At 71.3% G+C, this 21,807-nt stretch carries 11 protein-coding genes and 1 tRNA gene; 6 read left to right on the top strand and 6 right to left on the bottom strand.

What is annotated here, in order from left to right; genetic code table 11:
* Positions 1 to 25: 25 nt before the first annotated feature.
* A tRNA-Leu gene (locus D6689_01595) sits at positions 26 to 110 on the top strand.
* Between the two features lie 35 nt (positions 111 to 145).
* Here the strand turns inward: D6689_01595 and pyk are convergent.
* Positions 146 to 1,561: a pyruvate kinase gene (gene pyk / locus D6689_01590; protein ID RMH44835.1), complete on the bottom strand. Its 1,416-nt coding sequence runs from the start codon at positions 1,559 to 1,561 to the stop codon at positions 146 to 148.
* Positions 1,562 to 1,647: 86 nt separating this feature from the next.
* Between pyk and D6689_01585 the strand changes: the two genes are divergently transcribed.
* The 5 genes from D6689_01585 to D6689_01565 all read left to right on the top strand — a co-directional run bounded on the left by D6689_01585 (position 1,648) and on the right by D6689_01565 (position 10,545).
* Positions 1,648 to 3,438, top strand: coding sequence for a bifunctional metallophosphatase/5'-nucleotidase (locus tag D6689_01585; GenBank protein RMH44834.1), 1,791 nt, complete (start codon positions 1,648 to 1,650; stop codon positions 3,436 to 3,438).
* A 22-nt stretch (positions 3,439 to 3,460) separates the two neighbouring features.
* Positions 3,461 to 4,591, top strand: coding sequence for a hypothetical protein (locus tag D6689_01580; protein ID RMH44833.1), 1,131 nt, complete (start codon positions 3,461 to 3,463; stop codon positions 4,589 to 4,591).
* 39 nt (positions 4,592 to 4,630) lie between these two features.
* On the top strand, positions 4,631 to 6,325 hold the full coding sequence (locus tag D6689_01575; GenBank protein ID RMH44832.1) for a hypothetical protein: 1,695 nt from the start codon (positions 4,631 to 4,633) through the stop codon (positions 6,323 to 6,325).
* A 129-nt stretch (positions 6,326 to 6,454) separates the two neighbouring features.
* Positions 6,455 to 10,207, top strand: coding sequence for a serine/threonine-protein kinase PknK (locus D6689_01570; protein RMH44831.1), 3,753 nt, complete (start codon positions 6,455 to 6,457; stop codon positions 10,205 to 10,207).
* Positions 10,208 to 10,221: 14 nt separating this feature from the next.
* Entirely contained in the window at positions 10,222 to 10,545 is a 324-nt protein-coding gene (locus D6689_01565; protein RMH44850.1) for a hypothetical protein, read from the top strand.
* Positions 10,546 to 10,627: 82 nt separating this feature from the next.
* On the opposite strand, the gene D6689_01560 is transcribed toward D6689_01565, so the two are convergent.
* From D6689_01560 to D6689_01540, 5 genes are all read right to left on the bottom strand, one after another.
* Positions 10,628 to 11,389 carry a class II aldolase/adducin family protein gene (locus D6689_01560; protein ID RMH44830.1) on the bottom strand — a complete coding sequence of 254 codons (762 nt, stop codon included), beginning with the start codon at positions 11,387 to 11,389 and terminating at the stop codon, positions 10,628 to 10,630.
* Entirely contained in the window at positions 11,386 to 11,658 is a 273-nt protein-coding gene (locus tag D6689_01555; protein ID RMH44829.1) for a hypothetical protein, read from the bottom strand. The genes D6689_01560 and D6689_01555 overlap by 4 nt, the downstream gene beginning before the upstream one ends.
* A complete protein-coding gene (locus tag D6689_01550) occupies positions 11,655 to 11,933 on the bottom strand; it encodes an ethanolamine utilization protein EutN (GenBank protein ID RMH44828.1) in 279 nt (92 codons plus the stop codon). The genes D6689_01555 and D6689_01550 overlap by 4 nt, the downstream gene beginning before the upstream one ends.
* A gap of 34 nt (positions 11,934 to 11,967) precedes the next feature.
* Positions 11,968 to 13,263, bottom strand: coding sequence for a hypothetical protein (locus D6689_01545; protein ID RMH44827.1), 1,296 nt, complete (start codon positions 13,261 to 13,263; stop codon positions 11,968 to 11,970).
* Positions 13,264 to 13,329: 66 nt separating this feature from the next.
* Positions 13,330 to 21,771, bottom strand: coding sequence for a hypothetical protein (locus D6689_01540; protein RMH44826.1), 8,442 nt, complete (start codon positions 21,769 to 21,771; stop codon positions 13,330 to 13,332).
* Positions 21,772 to 21,807 lie beyond the last annotated feature (36 nt).

Below are 21,807 nucleotides of genomic sequence, written 5' to 3'. Positions count from 1 at the left end.
CCGCGGCGAATCGGGCTGTCGTTTCGCGAGGCTGGCGGAACTGGCAGACGCGCTAGACTAAGGATCTAGTGGGGCAACCCGTGGAGGTTCGAGTCCTCTGCCTCGCACCGGCCCGATTCGCCGCATTCGTTTCCGCGCGCGGCGGTCACGACATCCGGTGAATCTTCAGCAGGTTGGTCGATTCGCCGGCACCGACCGGGACGCCCATCGTGATCGCGACGTACTCGCCGGGCTCGGCCAGCTGGCGTTCGCGCAACACGGCTTCGATCCGATCGATCATCTCGTCGGTGGTCGCCGCCGGCGAGATGAGAATCGGCGTGACGCCCCAGTAAGGCGCGAGGCGGCGGTAGGTCACATCGTTGGTCGTCAGCGCGAGGATTGCCGCTTCGGGGCGGTACTCGCTCATCAACCGGGCGGCGCCTCCCGACTCGGTCACCAGCGCGATCGTCTTGATGCGCATCTGCCGGGCGGCGATCGCCGCCGCGTGGGCGATCGCGTTCGCCGACACGGGCAGATCGAGCGTCGGCGGCTCGATGTGCCGGCGGTAGTACTCCGAGTGCTCGACCTCGCGAATGATCCGGTCCATCGTCCGCACGGCTTCGATCGGGTACGCGCCGACTGCCGTCTCGCCCGACAGCATGAGCGCATCCGTCCCGTCGAGCACCGCGTTGGCGACGTCCGATGCTTCGGCGCGCGTGGGCCGCGAGTTGTGAATCATCGACTCGAGCATCTGCGTCGCGGTGATGACCAGCTTGCCGTGACGATTCGTGGTTTCGATGATGCGTTTTTGGATGAGCGGCACCTTTTCGGGCCCGAGTTCGACGCCGAGGTCGCCGCGCGCGATCATCGCACCGTCGGCGACCTCGACGATCTCGTCGAGGCGATCGACCGCCTGCGGCAATTCGATCTTGGCGATGATCGGGACGCGGACGCCGTCGACCGTTGCGAGTTCGCGCGCGAGTCGTACGTCTTCGGGGGAGCGTACGAACGACAGTGCGATGTACTCGACCCCGACGCGCACGCCCCATGCCAGATCGCGCCGGTCCTTGTCCGACAGCGTCGGCGCCGACAAGTTGACGTTGGGGAGGTTGATGCCCTTGTTGTCGCGCAGCGTCCCGCCCGCGACCACCTTGGTGTGGACCTCCGTTTCGGTCACGTCGGTGACGACCAACGACAGATAGCCGTCGTCGAGGAGGATCTGATCGCCGGCCGCGACATCCTTCGGCAGATGCTCGTAGGTCGTCGATACGCGCGTTCGGTCGCCGACCACGCTGCGGTCGGTGGTGATCGTGAACGCCGCGCCGGGCTCGAGGTCGACCGCGCCGTTCGCGAACCGGCCGACGCGAATCTTGGGACCGGCGAGGTCGAGCAGCACCGCCACGGCGCGGTCGCGGCGCTCGGCCTCGGCGCGGACTGCGCGCAACGTGGCCTCGTGCGTGGCGTAGTCACCATGCGAGAAGTTCAGCCGCGCCATGTCCATGCCGGCGTCGATCAGCTCGCCGATGCGCTCGGGAGTCGAGGTCGCGGGACCGAGGGTGCAGACGATCTTGGCGCGCCGCATGGCGCGAAGCATAGCGCAGCCGGTGCGTGGCCGGCGGCCGGTCGGACTATCGGCGTGTGGGGGGCGTGTGGTATGTGGGCCGTTCCATGGCCCGGAGCCTGCCGATCCTCTCCGCGGCCGCGGCGCTCGTCGCGGCGTGTACGGTGGCGCGCGACCGCCCGGACCTCGTCGGCCAGGACGTTCGCATTACCATCGTCCACACGGCCGACATCCACTCGCGGCTGTTTCCCTACACGCTCACGCCGAACCGGTTCGACGAGGGCTACGGCCTGCTTCCCGAAAACGGCCCGTTCGGCGGGATCGCGCGCATCGCCACCCTGGTCAAGGAGCAGCGGGAGCGGGCGGCGCGGTCGCTGTGGCTCGACTCGGGCGACGTGTTTCAGGGCGCGCCCGTGTTCAACTTGTTTCGCGGCGAGGTCGAGGTCCGGGCGCTGTCGCGCGCCGGGCTCGACGCCGCGGTGTTGGGCAACCACGAGTTCGACCTCGGCTCGCGCAACCTCTACGAGCAGATCGACCAGTGGGCGACGTACCGGTCGCTGGCGGCCAACTACGTGTTCGAGGAGCCGAACGACCCGATGGAGCCGTGGCTGCGCGACGTCGTTCAGCCCTACGCGATCTTCGATCTCGACGGGGTGCTCGTCGGCGTGATCGGAATGGGCAACTGGTCGTCGATGACCGGCATCTTCGAGGGCGGCAACTCGCTCGGCATTCGGCCGATCGAGGACGGCCAGGTGGTCGCCAGCTACGCGCGGCTGTTGCGCCCGGTCGTGGACGTCGTGGTCGTGCTGTCTCACCTCGGGCTCGAGGAGGACGAAGGACTGAGCGCGGCCGACATCGAACTCGACCGCAACGAACTGCTTCCGCTCGCCGACGTCGACGTGATCCTCGGCGGCCACCTGCACATCGTGCTCAACCCGCCCAAGGTCATTCGTGACCAGGACGGCAACGAGGCGATTCTCGTCCACTCCGGAGCGTTTGCGAAGTACGTCGGGCGCCTCGATCTGGTCGTCCGGGTGGGCGAAAACAACCGCGATCCGGCCGATCGCAGCCGCATCACCGCCTTTTCGTACGAAACCATCCCGGTGGACTCCACGGTTCCGGACGACGTCGAACTGACGGATCTGCTGCAACCGTACTGGCAGCAACTCAACGCGAAGATCGACCTCGACGGCGTGTTCGCCTACGTCGACGCGCCGGGCGGCGCGAAGATCGTTCGCAACGACCCCACGGGCGGCGACTCCCAGCTCGGCAACCTCGTGGCGCGCGCGATGCAAACGCGGTCGGGCGTCGAGGCGGAGTTCGCGCTCACCAACTCACTCGGCATTCGAGCCGATTTCGAACCGGGGGCGCTCACCGTCGAACAGATGTTCAACGTGTTCCCGTTCGAAAACAGCATCACCGTCATGTACCTGTCGGGCGCCGAGGTCAAGGAGATGCTCGACTTCAACGCGCGGAAGTCGGCTAGCCGTGGCTGCCGGTCGCAAGCGCAGGTCGCCGGAATCTGGCACGACATGGTGTGCCGATCGCCGGACTGCCCGAACGGGTGCGCGAAGAACATCTTTCTCGGGGAGAACTGTCGCAACGGCAACCCGGACGGCCCGATCGACGAGACGAAGTGTGCGCCGCTCGAATTGGGCGCGCTGTACCGGGTCGCGGTCAACGACTTCATCGCGCGCGGCGGATCGGGGTTCGACGTGCTGGAGCGCAACACGGCGAAGATCGACACCGGCATTTCGCTGCGCGACGCGCTCACCGATTTTTTGCGCCGGCAGCCGGCGTGTACTGATCCCGCGGTCATCGCCGAGCACGGCGCGATCGCCTGCATCGACGAGACGGTGGAGCCACACGATGGGCGTATTCGCCCGGTGTTCGAGTAGGAAGGCGTGGGCGGCCGCCGCGGTGGCCGCGTGTGCCGCCGGCTGTACGGATCGGCTGCCGCCGCTCGAGGGCACGACGTCGCTGCGAGTCGACCTGATCGCGCCGGCCGATCCCGGCACCGCCGACCGCCGGTTGCCCGACGACGCTCGAGACGTGGTCGTCCGGGTCACCGCGCTGGACGCCGCGGGGGAGGTCGATACGGGCTTTGCCGCGGACCTGCGCGTGTTCGTGCACCACCTCGGCAGTCTCACGCCGGAGCTGAATTCCGGCGAGGCGCTCGCGACCGTGGCGATCGCGGGCGGTCGGACGGGCGACGTCGCGCTGTCGTTGCCCCGCGTGTTCGGCCCGGCGTTCTTGTGGGTCGAGGACGCGGTCGGCCCGAACGCCACGTTCGCCACCGGCACGTCGCCCCGCATGTGGTTTCGGGACCCGTGGCTGGTGGACATCTCCATGCCCGAGGACGAGACGGCGCTCGACGCGCTGTTCGTGTCGCCGCTCGAGCGCAAACAGGTCACGGTGACGCAGAGCCGCTACGGCGCCGAGGGACGGCTCGTCGTCACCGGCGTGTACGCCCAGGGGTACACGCTGTCGGACGTCCGGTGCGCAGACGCCGCGGGCACGCCGCCGTGCGTGGCCGGCGACTACGACCACATTTTCGTGTTCACCTTCTCCCGCCCGGAGACGGTGGACGGCGGTGACATCCGCGCCGGCGACGTGGTGGCCGAGGTGGGCGGCGGCGTGTCCGAGTTCGAGGGGCTCACGGAGATCGGCTTTCCGCGCACGCGCATTGCCAGCGGCGAGCACGACCCGGCGCGCATCCCCGCGCCGGTGCCGATCGATCCGGCGTGGCTCGACACGCGCATCGAACTCGAGCGGCTGGAAGCCGGCGTGGTCGCGGTCGAAGGCGGCGTCGTCTGCCCGCTCGACGACAGCTTCGCCGAGTTCGGCCAGTGGAAGCTCGACGTCGGCAAAGGCTGCTTCGACTCCATCTCGGTGTCCACGTTGGGCCAGGTGCCCGACTTCGATCCCGCCGCATTCGTCGGCCGCGCGCTGCCGCGCGTGGTCGGCACACTTCGGCCGCTCAACTTCGCCTCAGGCGGAAACATCTGGCTCGTGTACCCGCGCGACCTGTCCGACCTGACGCTGCCGTAAGGAGCTTTCGTGTACCGCATTGTCCCTGTTGCCGCGATCGTGTTGTGGTCGGCCGCCGTGTTCGCGCAGGCGGCCGGCGAGTCCGAGTCGCCCACGGCTCAGCGGCCGGACGACGCTGCGCCGTGGGCCGCCGCGCCCGCGCCGGGAGGCGGCGCCGAGCCGGAGGCGCCCGCGCCGGGAGGCGGCGCCGAGCCGGAGGCGCCCGCGCCGGAGCGAGCAGCCGCGCCGGAGCGAGCAGCCGCGCCGGAGCGAGCAGCCGCGCCGAAGCGCCCAGCCGCGCCGGAGTCGCACAGTGACTTCATCGACACGCGGTTGAACTTCACGTTCACGAACGAAAACGTGTTGGCCGATCCGAACGAGACGCACGTGCCGAACGTGCCCGGCTATCGGTTCGGCCGGCCAAACCAACTCGGCACGCTGTTTTTCGACAACTACGACACGCGGTTTTCGGGGTTCGAAACCCTGTCGCATGCCGTGCTGTACAAGCGCCACTCCGCCGGCAACTGGGACGTCGAAGGCGCGCTCGTGCTGCGCGTCAACGACCTAGCCGAGCGCGACATCCGGCTGTCGGATGCCGGCTCGTACATTCGCGTCGCCCGGTGGGCCGACGCCGAGCGGCGGTCGCCCGCGCGCGTGTCGCTCACCGCGTTTCCGACGTCGTCGGATCGGTTTCGCCTCGGGTACAGCTATCGGCTGTCGTGGGGTGGGTCGAACGAGTACCAGCGCACGAAAAACGCGGTCCCGGGCGTCAAGCTGCAGTGGGAGAACGACCGCGTGTACGCGTTCGTCGGCGCGAAGTCCGCGGTGCTCGTCGACGACACGATCGACGAGGAGCGATCCGTATTCGCGTACCTGGCCGGTGCCGGCGTCGATGTAACCGACATGCTGCGGGTCGAGGTCAACGGCGGCTATTTCGACCGCGGTACGAACGAACAGGAAGACGTGCGATCGGAGCACGTCCAACTCTTCGGCGCATCGGTGCAAGTGGCGCTGCAGCAGGGGATCCCGGTCGGGTCGTCGATCGATTACAAGCTCTACCGCAACGACCTCGAGAGCATTCGCACGCTGTTTCGCCAAAAGGACGAGTACCCCGGCGGATTCGCGTGGATGGTCGCGTCGGAGGCGACGGTGCTCGGACAGACGCTCAAGGATCCGGCCGCGCCGGGGACGACGACGATTCAGTACGCGTTCGCCGGCGACGTGAACGTTCGCGCCAAGCTCGACTACACCCGGTTTCGTGTCGACCTGCAATACCGCGACGCGGCGTATATCCTGCACTCGGCGCCGTCATTGCCGTCGTACGTCGACTTTGCCGACGACTATGAACTCACGCCGAACTTCTTCGCGGCCGCCGGCGTCGACCACCACTACCCGGGTCCCAATCTCACCACGGGTATCGTCCTCGGGCTCGAACTGCCCGCGACGATCGCGTCGCCGAAACCGATCGTCGAGGTCGACCAAGTGAGCGCGGGTGAGGCGGTGTACGTGATTCGGGCCGAAGGCGACTACACCATCTTGCCGCCCGGCGAAAAGGCGCTGCCGCAGCTCGCCGCGAAGTTTACCGCGCGGCTCGACTTCGCCGACGATCGATTCGCGTCGATCCTCGACGTCTACTATAGCCGGGACCCGAACCGCACGCGCCTGCGCCGCGACGGACCGGAGGACCTTCTCCAGTACGAGTTCGACGACTTCAACCAGCTCGGTTTCAATCTCACGCTCCAGGCGCGATTCTGACCGGCGGCCGCGCGTTTCGGCCGGCGGCGCGCGCTTCCTCGATCCGCGTGCTGCCTGACGCTGTGGCGCATCAGCGTGGTCGCCAGTGGTCGTGGCCTCGCGCGATTGCGGCTACAATCGCGCATCGGGATGACGAGCCGGGATTTCGACTTCCCCGGGACCGAACGGTTCGAAGTGCTGTCGCGGCTCGGCTCGGGCGGGATGGGGGTCGTCTACGAGGTGTTCGACCGCGAGACGCAACGGCGCGTCGCGCTCAAGACGCTCCGGGTGAAGAACGCCGAAATGCTGCTGCGGTTCAAGGACGAGTTTCGCAGCCTGCAGAGCGTCCAGCACCCGAACCTCGTCCAACTCGGCGAGCTGTTCGAACACCGCGGCTTGTGGTTTTTCACGATGGAACTCGTCCACGGCGTCAACTTCGTCCGCTACGTGCGCGACGGCGCGGCCGGCGGGGACGCCTTCGCCGCGGCGGCTGCGCTCGAGGCGTCGGAGCTGTTTCGCGCGCGCCGCGCGACGATGGGCGAAATTCCGGCCGCGAAGACCACAGGGAAGTTGCCGTCGGCGCTCGGTCTCGGCTTCGACGTCGACAAGCTCGCATCGGCGCTCGCGCAACTCGCGCAGGCACTGATGGCGCTTCATCGAGCGAACAAGGTCCACCGCGACATCAAGCCGTCCAACGTACTCGTGACGCCGGAAGGGCGCGCAGTGTTGCTCGACTTCGGGTTCGTCATCGACAAGACGACCACCGGCCATACCACCGACGGGATCGTCGTCGGCACCGCCGACTACATGGCCCCGGAGCAGGCCGCCGGTAGGCCGGTAACGCCGGCGGCCGACTGGTATGCGGTCGGCGTGGTGTTGTATCGCGCGATGACCGGCAGGCTGCCGTATACCGGCTCGCGGATGGAAATTTTGTTGCGAAAGCAACAGGTTGCGCCGCCGCCGCCCGGCGCCGTGCTGGGCGGCATTCCGCCGGAACTGGACGACCTGTGCGTGCGGCTACTCGCGATCGACCCGTCGCGCCGCGCGACCGGTCGCGACATTCTCGCGACCCTCGGCGTCGATGCGAAGGTGACCGTCGCACCGCGCCAGATCGATCCGGCGATGGACCAGCCGTTCGTCGGTCGCCAACGCGAGCTGGCGCTGCTGCACGACGCGGTCCAGCAGACGGCGCGCGGCCGCGCCGTAACGCTGTATCTGACTGGCGACTCCGGCGTCGGAAAGACCGCGCTGCTGCAGCGGTTCGCGCGCGGCGTAGTCGCCGGCGACCCGCGCGCGATCGTGCTCGCCGGACGTTGTCACGAACGCGAGTCGGTTCCCTACAAGGCAATCGACGGCGTGATCGACGTGCTCAGCCGCGTGCTGCGGCGGGAGCCGGCGGAGGAGGTCGCCGCGGTGTTGCCTCTCGACGTGGGGCTGGCGGCCAACATTTTCCCCGTGCTGCGACGGGTAGAAGCCGTTGCGAAGGCGCCCGGGCCACCGCACGACATCGCCGACCCGCTCGAGCAGCGGCGGCGTCTGTTCGCGGCGGTGCGCGAGCTGTTTTACCGGATCGCGGAACGGCGCCGGCTCGTCGTCATCATCGAGGATCTGCAGTGGGTCGACGGCGACAGTTTGGCGCTGTTGCGCGACGTGATGAAGCCGCCCGATGAGCCGCCGATGTTGCTCGTGGCGAGCGCGCGCACGGAGGCGTCCGAACCGGCAGCGGCGCTGGCGTCCGTGCCGCAGTTTTCGGTGCGCACCGACGTCGCTGACATCCGCCACGTCCACCTGGGGCCCCTGCCGCCGGCGGAGGCGCGCGAACTTGCGGCCGTGTTGCTGCGCGAGGCGGACGTCGACCCGCGCGCCGGCGCGGACGCGATCGCGCACGAGGCGCGCGGCCATCCGCTGTTTATCGACGAACTCGTACAGCACGCGGTCTCGCTCGGCGGTGCGCACATCGCGCTGCCGGATCTCGACGCCGCGCTGTGGTCTCGAATCGAGCAGCTCGGGGACACCGCGCGCGCGATTGTCGAGGTCGTGTCGATCGCCGGCGCGCCGATCGCGCAGGAGGTGGCCGCGGAAGCGGCGGGGGTCGAGTTTGGCGAGTTCACGGAGGTAGTCGGCCGGCTGCGCGCGAGCAAGCTCACGCGGACGACCGGGGTCGGCCGCGCCGAAGAGATCGAGCCGTATCACGGTCGGGTGCGCGACGCGGTCATCGACCGAATGAGCGACGAGCAGCGCGCGGCGTGCCATCATCGACTTGCGCTGTCGCTGGAAGCCGTCGGCGCCGACGCGCAGGCGCTCGCGGTCCACTGGGCGGCCGCTGGCGATCTGCCGCGCGCGGGCGCGTACGCGGAGGAGGCGGCCGGGCGTGCGGCCGCGGCACTCGCGTTCGATCGCGCCGCGCAGCTGTATCGGCAAGCGATCGAGTGGCAACGTCCGGAAGGGGTCGTCCTGCGCCGGCTGTACACGCGGCTCGGCGACGCGCTCGCGTACGCGGGACGCGGTGCGGACGCTGCGCGCGCATATCTCGACGCGGCGGAGGGATCGTCGGCCGCCGCGCAGCTCGAGCTGCTGCGGCGGGCCGCGGAACAGCTGTTGCGCAGCGGCCACGTGGCCGACGGGCTCGACGCGCTCGGGCGGGTGCTCGACGCCGCCGGGCTCGGCTCGGTCGACAGCGAGCGGCAGGGCGCATGGTCGCTGGCGCGCCAGCGCGCACGCCTTCGCGCACGCAGCCTCCGATTCAAGCCGCGCGACGCGACGCAGGTTTCGCTCGAGGCGCTCACCGTGGTCGACATCCTGTGGACGGTCGCGATGGGGTTGGTCCACGTCGATCCGGCGCGCGGCGCGGACTTTCAGTTGTTCCATCTGGTGGAGGCGCTCGATGCCGGCGAGCGATTTCGCGTGTGCCGCGCGTTCGCTGCCGAGGTCGCGTACAGCGCCGGCGGGTCGGAGCGGCAGCGGCGCCGGATCGACCAACTGCTCGCACTCGCCGCGAAGTTGGCGGACGACCTCGACAGCGATCGCGCGCGCGGCCTGGTGAGCTTGACCGAGGGCATTGCGGCGGCCGCGGCGGGCGAGTGGACGCGGGCGCTCGCCGCCGCCGAGGCGGCAGACGTGATCCTGCGGGACTGCACGAACGTGTGGTGGGAGCGGGGAAGCGCGCAGCAGGTCGCGCACCGCGCGTTGGCGTTTTTGGGCCGACTGCGCGACCTGGCTGAGCGCGTGCCTGCGCGGCTGCGCGAGGCCGACGAGCGCGGCGATCGACTGGCGACCGCTTCGCTGTTGTCTGGGTGGTCGAACCTGGTGTGGCTTGCGGCCGACGACCCGACCGGCGCGCGCGCGCGCGCCGACGAGGCCATGCGCGGCTGGTCGAGCGATCGGTGGTGGCTGCAGCACATCGACGACCTCGTGGCGCAAGTCCACATCGATCTGTACACGCGCGACGTGGCGGCGGCGATCGACCGGGTGGACCGCGCGGGGCCGGCGATCGCGGCGTCTCGGCTGCATCGACTGCCGGCGATCGCTCCGGTTGTCGCACACCTGCGCGCGCGCGCGCTGCTCGCCGCCGGCCGGCGGCGCGAGGCGCTCAAGGCGGCGCGGCCGCTCGCCCGTGGAGGGAGCTGGGAACGGGCGCTCGCTGCGCTGGTGGCGGCCGGCGCCGCGGCGTGCGCCGGCGACGCCGCGGGCGCTGTGCAGCGCCTGCGCGGCGCGGTGGCCGCGTGCGACGCGGCGGAACTCGGGCTGTTCGCGGCGGCGGCGCGCTGGCACCTCGGCCGCCTGGTCGGCGGGGACGAAGGCGCGGCGCTCGTCGCCGAAGCGGAGGCCGCGTTCGCGCACCAAGGCGTGCGGTCGATTTCGCGCCTCGCCGCGCTGCTCGCGCCCGGCTTTGGGGTATCGTGAGCGGCCCGGAGGGCATTGTGACGAGCAGAGCAGAAGAAGAGTATTTCTTTCGCCAAGAGGTCGAAAAACTGAAGAAGCTGGCCGAGCAACGGCGCAAGGAACTCGAAGCGGCCGAGCGCGAGCGGCAGAAGCAACTTCACTTCATGCACTGTCCGAAGTGCGGCGAGTCGCTGCACACGGTGCACTACGGCGCGATCGAGATCGACCGTTGCTTCGGCTGCGGCGGGCTGTGGCTCGACGACGGCGAACTCGAGAAGGTGCTCGAGCAGGAGAAGGCGCAAAACCGGTCGATCTTCCGCGCGATTCTCGGCGGCCTGCGAGGCGACTCGGCCGGTTGACGCGACAGGCGACGCGCGACGCGAATGCGGGGCGGCTCGCCACGCCTCCGGGGCGCGGCCCGGTGTTCCACGTGTCGCCGCGTCAGTGGCGGCCGAGGGCGCGCAGGACTTCCTCTCGCACGATCGCGGCCAATGCGTCGGTGCTCGCGCTGGCCACCGGCGCGGGCGATTGCGCTGCGGCGGCGCGGTCGGCCGCCGCGCCCAGCCCGGCTCTCGCGCGAGCCGCCAACAGCGGCCCGATGGCGTCGGCCGGGAGCGGGCGAACGCCGCCGACCGCCTGCGCCGCGATCGCGATGCGCGCGAGGTGTTCGACGAGTTCCATCCGCAAGTAGGCCAGCTCGACGTCGGCGGCCCACGTGAGCACTCCGTGGTTGCCGAGCAATGCGGCGTCGACGTCGCGGGCGACGGCCGCCACGGCGCGCGCGGCGGCCGGTCCGGGCGGCGCGAACGGCACCGTCGGGATCGCCGGCCCGAGGGACACGACCGCCTCGGCGATGAACGGGCGCGCGAGCAGATCGGAACCGCTGCACGCCAGCGCCGTCGCGTGTGGCGGGTGAGCGTGGACGACGGCACCGACGTCCGTCCGCGCCGCGTAGATCGCCAGATGCAGGTTGATCTCGGAAAACGGCCGCGTGCGGCCACTGACGCGCTTGCCCTCGCCGTCGACGACCAGCAGAGAGTCGCGCGTGACCTTCGCTTTCGACGTGGCGGTCGGGGTTGCGAGGTACCGGTCGGCTCCGAGCCGGACCGTCACGTTGCCGTCGTGGTTGGCCACCCACCCGCGCGCGTGAAGCGCGCGCGCCACCTCGACGACGGCGTCGGCTTGTCGGCGGTCGGCGGTCATGGCGTGTCGCCGTCGGCGCGGTCGACGGCGTCGACGATGCCGACGATCAGCGAGCGAATCGGCACCTGCGATCCGATGCCCAGGATCTGGCGCACGCCGTTGCCCTCGCGCATGACGAGCACGCGATCGCCGGGACCGGCCTGCACCGTATCGACGGCCAAAAAGCTCGCGCCGCCGTCTTCGGGGTGGACGACCATCAGGCGACGTCCTTCGTAGACGCCATGCTTGATCGTGGACACGACGGTGCCCGTAACGCGGCACACCTTCATGGCGTCACCGGTTCGCTGGCGACCTGGTCGACGATGCCGACGATCGCGGCGTCCACGGGAACGAACGAGGGATCGAGGGCGAGCGCGGCCTCGCGCGAGCCGACCAGGAACACGAGGTCGTCCGGGCCCGCCTGGACGGTGTCGACCGCCACCTCGGGGCGGCCGGTGGCGGTACCGGCGTCGTCTACGGGCTGCACGAGCAGTAACTTGCGCCCCTCGAGCCCTGCGTACTTGCGCTGAGCGACGACCGTGCCGATGACGCGTCCCAGGTACATCGGCCCGCAACCCTAGCACGAACGCCGGTCGGCGTCAGGGGACCGAGAACTGGTCGATCACGCTGCCGCCGTCGCCGACGACGACGGCCGTGATGCCGTCCGGCCCGACCTCGTACAAGCCGACCGACCGGGTGGCCGTGTCGGTCACCTGCGGCGCGCAGACGTCCGGCGTCCCGCCGGGCGAGCCGGGCCGGAGCCGGCCGGCATTGGCCATGACGTGAACCGGGCCGCCGGCGATGGTGGATCGCTCGTAGTACTTGTCGTGCCCGGTGAGCACGAGGTCCACGCCGCCGGCATCGGCGAACGCGGGCAAGATGTGGTCGACCACCCACTGGTGCTGGTCGGCGCGCGACGCGTAGTGACTCGAGCACGCCGGATAGTGCCACGCGCCGATTACGAACCGCGGCGGCGCGGTCGACGCGCGCTCGGCCGCGAGCGTCGACCGCAACCAGTCGAGTTGCGCCGACCCGACGTCCGGGTTGGCCCCGTCGTAGGTCGAGTCGAGGGTGTAGATGGATGTGTCGCCGAAACGCGTATGGTACCAGCGCTGTGCGTCGGGCAGCACGAACAGCGCCAGCGCATTGCCGTTGCCGGCCGGGCCGTTGACGTGGTTGGAGTGCGCGGGGAGCAAAAACGCATTTGCGGTCCATGGCGCGGCGGTGCGAAAGAAGCTGCGCCAGTCCGCGAGATCGTCGCCCGAGTCACACATGTCGCCGGAGTGGACGACGGCATTCGGCTCGAACGCGCGGATCGCCTCGGTGAACCGGGCGACGTGATCCGCTTCGCTGGCGGCGTGGAACTCGGCGAGGTGGACGAAGCGCCAGCGCGAGCCGCCTGGTGTGGTGAACACGCCGGGCAACGACACGTCCGTTCCGTCGATGAACACCTCGTAGCGGTAGCGCGTGCCGGGGACGAGCGGCCCGAGTTCGACCTGGTGGAGGACAGCGAGCGACGGCGACAGCACGACGCCGCCTCCGCGGTCCGACGTGTAGCGCACGCCGCCGCGCGTCGGAGCGACCGTCCGCCAGCTCACGACAACGCGGTCGGGGGCGGGGAGAGTGAGCCACGGCGGAAAGTCGATCGCGTCGGGGATGGGCGCGGCCGGTGGCCAGGTCGGGACCGGAGGAGCGGCGGCGTCGGCTGCGGCGGCGTCGGGCGCGCGCGCGTCGGGGATCGAGAGGGCGGCGGGTACGTCGCCGCACGCGCTCGCGGCAGCGGCGACCGCGACGGCCGCGGCGGTGCGCAGGCGTCGGCGCCGCGCCGAGGCCGGCGGGCGACGCGGCGGGCGCCCGGCATGGCGCGCCCGGGGGCGGGGCGATGACACGATCATCAGGATCGGCGACGCCCGCGGCGAGCGCAACCCGCCGGCGCGCGGCGGCCGGGTGCGGCCGGCGCGTCAGCCATCGGTGGCGACGCCCAGGCGCGCGCGCGCGTCGAGGTAGGCGTCGCGCAGCGCGACGTCGATGATGTGGCGCGCTCGATCCGGTCCGCCGGCGACGCGGATCGCCGTCGCGATGTCGCCGCACACGAGCAGGCCGGCGCGATCCGCCGCCCGGTGACACGCCGCGACGTAGCGGTCCGGGTCCAGATCGCGCGGGTCCGCGCTCGCGAGGATCTCTTCGAGCCGTGTCCGCACTTTCACGGGCAAGGTCTTGCGCAGCGTGGCGTCCTGTTCTCGCTGGCCGGCAGCGATGTCGTCGCGCGACGGACCCGGGCCGAACGCGCGCCGAAGCGATGCGACGAGGGAGGCGAACTGATCGCGCGGCAGCCCGACCGCGATTGCGCGTTCGGGCCGCGCAAACTCGGCGGCGCGCCCCAGTAGGAAGCGCAGCTCGAGATCGCCCGGCGCATCGTCGCCTCGCTCTCCGCCGGTGGTGACCTGCAACCGGCGACCGAGCGCGACGATCGGCGGTGCGACGCACGCGACGGTGATGTCGGCGCCGGTCTGGGCGGTGTACAGCACGGTGCGCGGGGCGCCGAGAGCGCGCGCGATGTGCGGATACATCACGGCCGCCACGAGGTCGGAGCGCGCGCCGACGCGCTCGGCCTCGGGGATCCCCATGCGTTCGAGCGCGTCCGCGGGTTCCGACCACAATAGCGGCGCCGCTTCCCACAACACCTGGAGAACCGAGGCGAGCGGCTCGTCCCTCGGGTCCGCGATCAGCTGCGCGCGATCGCTGTCGTCGAGCGCGCCGCGGTATGCCTCATCGACGTCGAGCACGCGCTCCGGGTATTTCGCCAAGAAGGCGACGTCGTCCGGCCCGAGCGACTCGCCGAGGGCCGCCGCGAGTTCGAGCGCGGTGCGGCTGCCGTCGACATGCACCGGCCCGGCGGAGGTAGCGCGACACAGCATGCGCGCCAACGCCAGGATGTCTGCGGGGCGCTGGTCGACGCGCGCGATCTCGCGGGCGAACGCGAGGCAGCGGTCGCGACGCTCGTCGTCGTCATCCCACAGGTCGAGCAGTTCGCGGCGCGCGCGCAGGGCGGCGTCCGACTCGGGCGCGACGTCGACGGCGCGTTCGTACGCGGTCACGGCGCCCTTGAGATCGCCGCGACTGCGGCGCGCGTCGGCCAGCCGCCGCCACAGGTCCGCGGCGCGTGCCGCTGTCACGTCGTCGGCCGGCGCCGCCGCACTCAGGGCGCGGCTGAGCACCTCGGCGGCGCGATCGTACGCCTCGCGTTTCATCATCAGCTCGGACGCGATCGTGGCCCCGGTGAGATCGTAGGGATCGGCATCGACGGCTCGCTCGGCCGCCGCGACCGCGTGGTCTTCGTCGCCTGCGGCGAGGTAGTTCTGCGCCGCCGCGACCAGCCGAGCGGCGCGCGCCGCCGGATCGGCCGCGAACGACGCCATCAGCTCCGCGGTGCGCGCGGCGCCCGCGTGGTCGCCGGCCAGGTCTTGTCGCTCGAGCAGCTTCTCGAGCAATGCGATGTGCTCGGAGCCCAGCGGCGATGCCGCCTGCACGGCGGCTTCGTAGCATACCCGCGCGCGCTGTTCGTCGTGTAGCGCCATCAGTGCGAGGTCACCGAGCGCCTCGAACAGGCGCACGCGCTCGGCGGGATCTTCGGTGGCCGTCGCCTGTCTGGTGAGCAGGTCCGCGGCTTCGTGCATGTCGCCGCGCTCCATCGCCAACTCGGCGAGCGCGTGCAGCGCGGGCGCGTAGTTTGGCTTGAGTTCGATGGCGCGCCGGTACAGCGGCTCGGCCTTGTTGGGACGCAGGGCGCGGATCTCGGCGAGCGCTGCGTGGTACAGGCCCTCCGCGACCTCGGCTGCGTGCTTGTCCGCGTCCGGATGGTCCGCCAGCGCCCCGAGATGGAGCGCCGCTTCGCGCCAGCGGCGCGCGCGGTAGCGGTTTTCGCCGAGCGCCAGTTTGACCAACAGGTTGCCGCGATGGCGGCGATCGGCTTCGAGCAGCGTGTGGTACGCATCGTCGTCGCGGCCCAGCGCCTCGTACGCTGCGGCGAGGCGGCGGTCGATCTCGGCGCGGGCGTCGCCTGCGTCGCGGTCGACGTGCGCTCGAGCTTCCTGCAAGAACGCGACGAGCTGCTCGTGCTGCTCGCTCTCGGCGAGCAGATCGGCGCGCGCCAGGATCGCCGGCACGTGGCCCGGCACGGCGCGCAGCGCCTCTTCGAGGCGCCGCTCGGCCGCGGCGGGGACGCCGGCGCGGCGCGCGAGCGCGGCGAGCTGAGTGAGGATTCGAGCGCGGTCTGCGGGCGCGAGAGCCTCCTGGTCGAGCTGGCGCTCGAGCAACTCCGCGGCGGCGTCGGGATCGCCGCTTTCCTCGATGAGGCCGGCCAACTCCCAGGTCGCTTCGGGATGCGCGGGGCGAAGGGCGAGCACGCGTTCGAACGCCGCGCGGGCCGCGTCCGAATCGCCGCAGCGCTCGCGCAGCGTGCGGCCCGCGTCGAGCAACGCGGCGATCTGATCGTCGATGTCGCGGAGCGCGTCGGCTTCGCGCAGGCGCGCCTCCGCGTACGCACGCGGGTCGGTGTCCGTGTCGGCCAGGCGCGTGTGGACCGACAGCGCGGTCGGGTGATTGGGCACCAACTCGAGCGCGCGGTCGAGCGCGCGCCGTGCGCCGTCGATGTCGTCGAGCGCATCGGCGCGGAGCTGCGCCAGGCGGATCCACAGCGCCGCGATGTCGCCGGCGGCCGCGCCGTCGCGGGTGAGCGCTTCGACTCGGCCTTCGAGCACCGCGGCGGCCTCGCGTTCGCGGCCGGCTTTGACGAGTGCGGTGACCAGATCGTCGGCGAGCTGCGGGTCGTCGGGATTGAGCGTGCGCGCGTGGCGCAGCGCGGCGGCCGCTTCGTCCGGGTTGCCGAGCCAATCGAGAAGTACGCGCGCGCGCCGATGCAATAGCGCGGCGCGCTCGGCAGGGTCGTCGGCGAGTGACGCGCGACGCCTCAGTGTATCGGCCAGTTCGTGCCAGCGCGCGTGGCTCTCGTACAGGCGATCGAGCGCGGCGTACGCATCCGCATCGTCGGGCCACGCGGCGATGATCTCGTTGTAGGCATCGATCGCGCGATCCGGTAGTTCGATCTCTCGCTCGTAAATGGCGCCGATGCGGCGGAGCGCCTCGCGTGCGCGCGGCGTGCCCTCGGCGAGGTCCGCGATCTTGTGAAGCGCGTCGACTACAGCGCTGAAATGGCCCGCTTCCTGGTTGATTTCCGCGATCTGATCGAGGACGTCGAGATCGTCCGGCACCAGTTTGCGCAGTCGATCGAGCGCATCGAGCGCGTCGTGCGGTCGGTGAAGTTTGTCGCGGTAGATCGATGCGAGTTCGCGCAACAGCGCGGGGCGTTCGGCTTCCGGTGCCGCGGCACCGAGGCGAGGATCCGTGCGCTCTTCGAGCGACGCCGCAAGGTCGACCCAGCGGTCGGACGCTCGATATAGCGCCTCGAGGCGCTCGCGCGCGACCGCGTCATCCGGTCGCATGCCCAACACTTTACGGTACAACCGTTCGGTTTGCTGTGCATGGCCCTGATTTGCGCGGATCGCGGCGACTTCCATGTACAGCGCGGCCGCCGTGTCGGCGGTGTCCGCTCGTTCGGCGGCGGCCTCGTACAGCTCCGCCAGTCGATCCCACCGGTCGTGGTCAGCGGCGAGCCGGTGCAATCGGGCGCGCGGCTCGGCGTCGTCGGGAGCGAGCGCGAGCGCGCGCTCGAGCACCTCGAACGCGCGGTCCACGTCGCGGGCGCCGGCTTCCCACACCTCGGCCGCGCGGAACAGCCAGCGCAGCTTGTCCGCGTCGCTCGCCGCCGGTAGCAACTCGTAGGCAGTGGCGAACTCGTCCCACGCGGATGCGTAGTCGCGGTCGGGCATCGCGGGCAGGGAGCGCCCGCGGACGGGACGTGGCGCGGCGCGTTTCGCGGCAGGTGGCGTCGCGCTCCGGGGAGATCGCGGATGGCGTTCAATCGTCGGCCGGCGCGGCGGCGGGGGCGGCGGCTGGCCCGGCGCGCGGACCCCCGGAAGCCGCGGGCGCGACGACTGCGGCGGCGGTACCGGCGCCGTGTCGTCGCCGGGTCGGAGGGCCTGGATGAGATCCTCGGTCCGCAGCTCGATGGTCGGATCGCCGCGAGATTCGCCCTGCCGGGCGACCGGCTCGAGATCGTTGAGGTCGAGTTCGACGGTCGAGTCCTCCCGCGGCGGCGGCTGCGGGCCGCCCGCCAGCGGGATGAGATCCGACAGCGTGAGTTCTTGTGTCGGCTCGCCCCGCGACGTCGTCGATTGAATTTCGATGCGCGGCGCCGGCACGGTATCGGCAGCCCGTCGCCCCGGTGCGGTCGGGCGCGCCGACTGCACCGCGGCCGGTTCGTCGATCTCTGTCGGTTCGACGTGCGCCGGCGGCGGCTCCGGCTTCGGCCGTCGATCGGCGGGCCGATAGTCCCCGATGTCCCGTGCGAGCCGCCACAGGTGCGCGACGGTGTCGCCGTCGTCCGGCGCGAGCAGAAACGCGGCCAGGTGGGTGCGGAACGCGCGAACGCGTTCGTGCAGGTGGTCCTCGATCACCTGCGCCTTGCGGCGCAACACGGCGATCGCCTCCTCGCGCGACGGCGCGCGCTGAAACAGCGCCGCCTCTACGGCGACCACGTCGGTCCACCGCCGCGTGCGCTCGGCGAGCGCGTAGATCGCCTGGCGGGTCTCGTCGCGCTGCGGTTCCCAGGCGAACGCGCGCAGCAGCTCTTCGAAGGCGCCTTTCGGGTCGTCGAGCCGCTCCTCGTAGATGCGCGCTCGCCGCGTATGGAGGGCGACCCGCTCGGCTCGACCGACCGCCGTCAGCGGTACGCCGAGGACGTCGATCAGCTTCTGCCACAGCGCGGGCTCGTCGGCTTCGAGTGCGATGCGCTCGGCCTCGGCGACCAACCCGTCGTCCAGCGGCGCCGCGGCGAGCGCGTCGCGCAGTGCATCCATGGCGCGCGCGCGGTCGCCGAGGCGCCGCTCCGCGATCGCGGCCACCTGGCGCGACGCCGCGACGTACGCGTCCGGGTCCGCCGGACCGCCGGCTCCGGCGAGCGACCGGCGCTCGCGGTCGTAGACGTCAGCGAGTTCGGCCCACAGGCCGTAGGCCTCCGCGGCACGGCGCAGTTCGGCGATGGTGGTGGGATCGGGCAACTCCTCGTGTGCGGTGCGCAACACGGCGAATGCGCCCTCGGGGTCGTGCAGCCGCTCGGCTTTGGCCTGCGCGATGCGGATGTACAGCGCGCGGCGGTCGCGCTCCGCCGCGACGCGCGGCAGGCGCCGTTCGAGCGCATCGACGTGCCGGTGCCAGTCGCCGACCTGCGCGTACAACTCGGCCGCGGCCGCGAGCGCTTCGTCGTGGTCGGGAGCCAGCTCGAGCACGCGCTCGAACGCCTGGAGCGCGCGGGTTGCATCGCCGAGCTGGTCGCGGCACAAGAGGCCGATTTCCATGCCCCGCGCGATCTTCTCGGCCTCGCCGGCGCTAAGGTACATCTCGCGTTCGGCGATTCGAACCGCGGCGTCGAAGTCCCCGCGCGCTTCGTACAGGCGGCGCAACGCCTTGTGTGCGTCGAGGTTCCCGGGGTCCACGTCGGCCAGCAGCGCTTCCAGCGCGTCGATCGCCTCGACCGGCGCGCCGAGGCGCTCCTCGAGCAGGCGCGCTCGCCGGAGAATGACTTCGGCCGCCTTTGCCGGGTCGTCGTGCGCGTACAGCGGGGCCTGCCGCTCCAGGATCTCGGTGAGGTCGCGCCACTGCCCGCGCGCTTCGTACAGCCGCGCCAGCGCGTCGAGCGCGTCGCGGTCTTTCGGTTGGATATCCAATAATTGCCGCCAGGCGCGGATCGCGCGCGCGTCGTCGCCGAGTTCCCGGTCGACGACCCGGGCGAGCTTCTTCAGTTTTGCCGCGCGGCGGGCGGCTTCCGGCGTGCCGGCGGCGGGGGCGCGTTCGAGCGCCAGCGAGCGCTCGAGCACGTCGGCCAGCTCGGACCACCGGCGGTACGTCTCGTACAGGTGGGCGAGTTCGACGAGCGCCTCGGCATCGTTGGGCGTGGCCGCGAGCACGCGCTCCCACCGCTCCATGGCCGCGGCGGGGTCGTCGCGGTCGCGGGCGAGACGCGCCAGCCTGCGCAGCACGCGCGCGCGCTCGGCCGGGCCGGTCGCCGCCTCGGCGTGGTACTCGAGCGTCTGTTCGAGGCGGACCGTGTCGCCGGCGCGTTCGAGAACGCGCTCCATCCGGTCGAGCGCGTCGCGGTCGCCCGGCAGAATCTCGAGAATGCCCGCGCACGCGAACACGACGCCCTCGACGTCGGCGAGCCGTTGCTCGTACATCGTTGCGAGCCGGCGCAGCGTGGTGAGCCGTTCGACCCGCTGCGCGACCGGCCAGTCGCGTGCGGACGCAGCCGCTTTGCCCTCGGCGCGCAGGCGCTCGGCGACGCGCCGCGCGTCGACGTCGAGCTGCCGCCGCAGCGTGCGCGCGAGCCCGGCATCGTCCCCCTCGCGCTCGTACAGCTCCGCGAGCGCTTTGAGCGCGCTTTCGTCGCCAGGGAACGTCTGCAGCACTTCCTCGAACAGCGCGATCGCCTGGCGCGGATGGACGTGCCGCTCGCGGTAGACCTGAGCGATGCGGCGCAATGCCTCGGCGCGCTCGGCCGGGCTTTGCGCTTGCGCCGCCTCTTGCTCGAGCACGCCGACGAGCGACTCCCACATCTTCGCGCGGGATGCCAACCGGCGCAGCGCCTCGCGGGCTCGCGGATTGTCGGGCTCGATCTGCTGCACGCGCTGCCACGTCGCGACCGCGCGGTCGACGTCGCCGAGCCGCATTTCGGCGAGCTGGGCCAATTCTTCGAGTTGCCGGACGATCTCGCCGGGCGGCGCGCCTGCGTCGCGGGCGTTGTCGATCGCGAACTCGGTGAGGTCGGCCAGGCCGCGCCAGTCGCGCCGCTCGCGGAAGTGCTCGTGATAGCGCGCGAGCGCCTCCGGATGTGTCGGATCGATCGTGAGGATGCGGTGTAGATACTCGGCAGCGCGGTCGCGTTCGCGCAGGTGCTCCTTGGCGATCGTCGCCAGTTCGAGCAGGGCGTCCGTGAGCGGGCCTGGCTCTTCTGGCACGTTCGCGATGTCGCGCTCGATCAGCGCGGCGAGCGCGGCCCAGTTCTCCGTTTCCCGGTACAGCTGTCGGAGGCGGCGGCTCGCGTCGCCGCCCGGCGGTTCGGCCGCCGCGATCTGTTCGAGGATGGCGATGAGTTCGTCGCGGTCGTCGATCTGCTCCTCGTACAGCAGGGCGCGCTTGCGCAGCAGAACGAGTCGCTCGCGTGGATCGTCGGTGAGGCCGAGACGGTGCTGGTACAACCGATCGAGCTCCTCCCAACGGTCGTCGATCGCCAGCGCCTCCTCGAGCGACTCGGTGCCCGCCCGCGAGTACGGGTCGACGCCGAGCGCGCGGCGCAGGTAGGTAATCGCGCGTTCGCGGTCGTCGTCGTCGAGCGCCGCTCGGCCGAGTTCGACGAACAGCTCGCCGGCGCGCCGCTGTGGATCGGACTCGCCGGCGAACACGGGCGACGCGTACACCTCGGCCAGCGTTTCGCGCGCGTCGGCCCAGTCGGGCGCGAGCGCGACCGCGTTCTCCGCGTGCGCTGCCGCTGCGGCCGCGTCGCCGCGCCGCAGCATCAGACGCCCGAGGGCGAGTTCGAGTTCGGCGCGGCGCCGGGCCGGCGCGCGCTCGCCGATCGCGGCCAACTCGGCGCGATACAACTCGGCCACCATGTCGTGGTCGCCGAGGCTCGCGTAGATTGCGCGCGCCGCCTCGATCGCGTCCGGTTTGTCGGGCTCGAGCCGCCACGCGCGCTGCCAGTGATGTAGCGCGCGGTCGACCCGGCCCAGGCGTTCGTCCCAAAGCTGCGCGAGCAGTCGGTGGCGCTGCGCGCGCCGCGCCGCGAACGGCTCGGCCGCTCGCTTGCGCGCGCCCGCCGCGTCCGCGGCTCGGCGCTCGAGTTCGGCGAGTTCGGCCTCGAGAACGGCTGCAGCGTCCGCGAACCGCTCGGCGACCATCAGGCGTTCGGCGTAGCGGGCGGCGGCGCGCTCGTCCGCCGGGTCGATGGCGAGCGCCTGTCGCAGGTCGCGGTCTCCCCGGTGTTCGTCGCCGATGAGCAGGCGCGCCTCGCCGGCCTCCGACCACATGGCGGCCGCCTTGCGAGGGTCGCGTTCGTGTGGGGCGCGCAGCTCGCAAATTTCCGCCAACAGGTCCGGATGACCGCTTTTGCGCAGCGCCGCGCGCAGCTCGACGTACAGGTCGGCGTCGGTCGGGTCCTTGCGGAACGCGTCCAGTTGCGCCTGCAGCACGTCGATCGGCTGCGGGTTGGTCGGCGTGACGTCGTCGGTCATCGGCCCCACGAGTAAAACGCGAGCGCAGACGCGACG

The organism is Deltaproteobacteria bacterium, from assembly GCA_003696105.1.
Lineage (GTDB): Bacteria > Myxococcota_A > Polyangia > Haliangiales > J016 > J016.
This window is presented reverse-complemented; position numbering and strand designations above follow the sequence as displayed.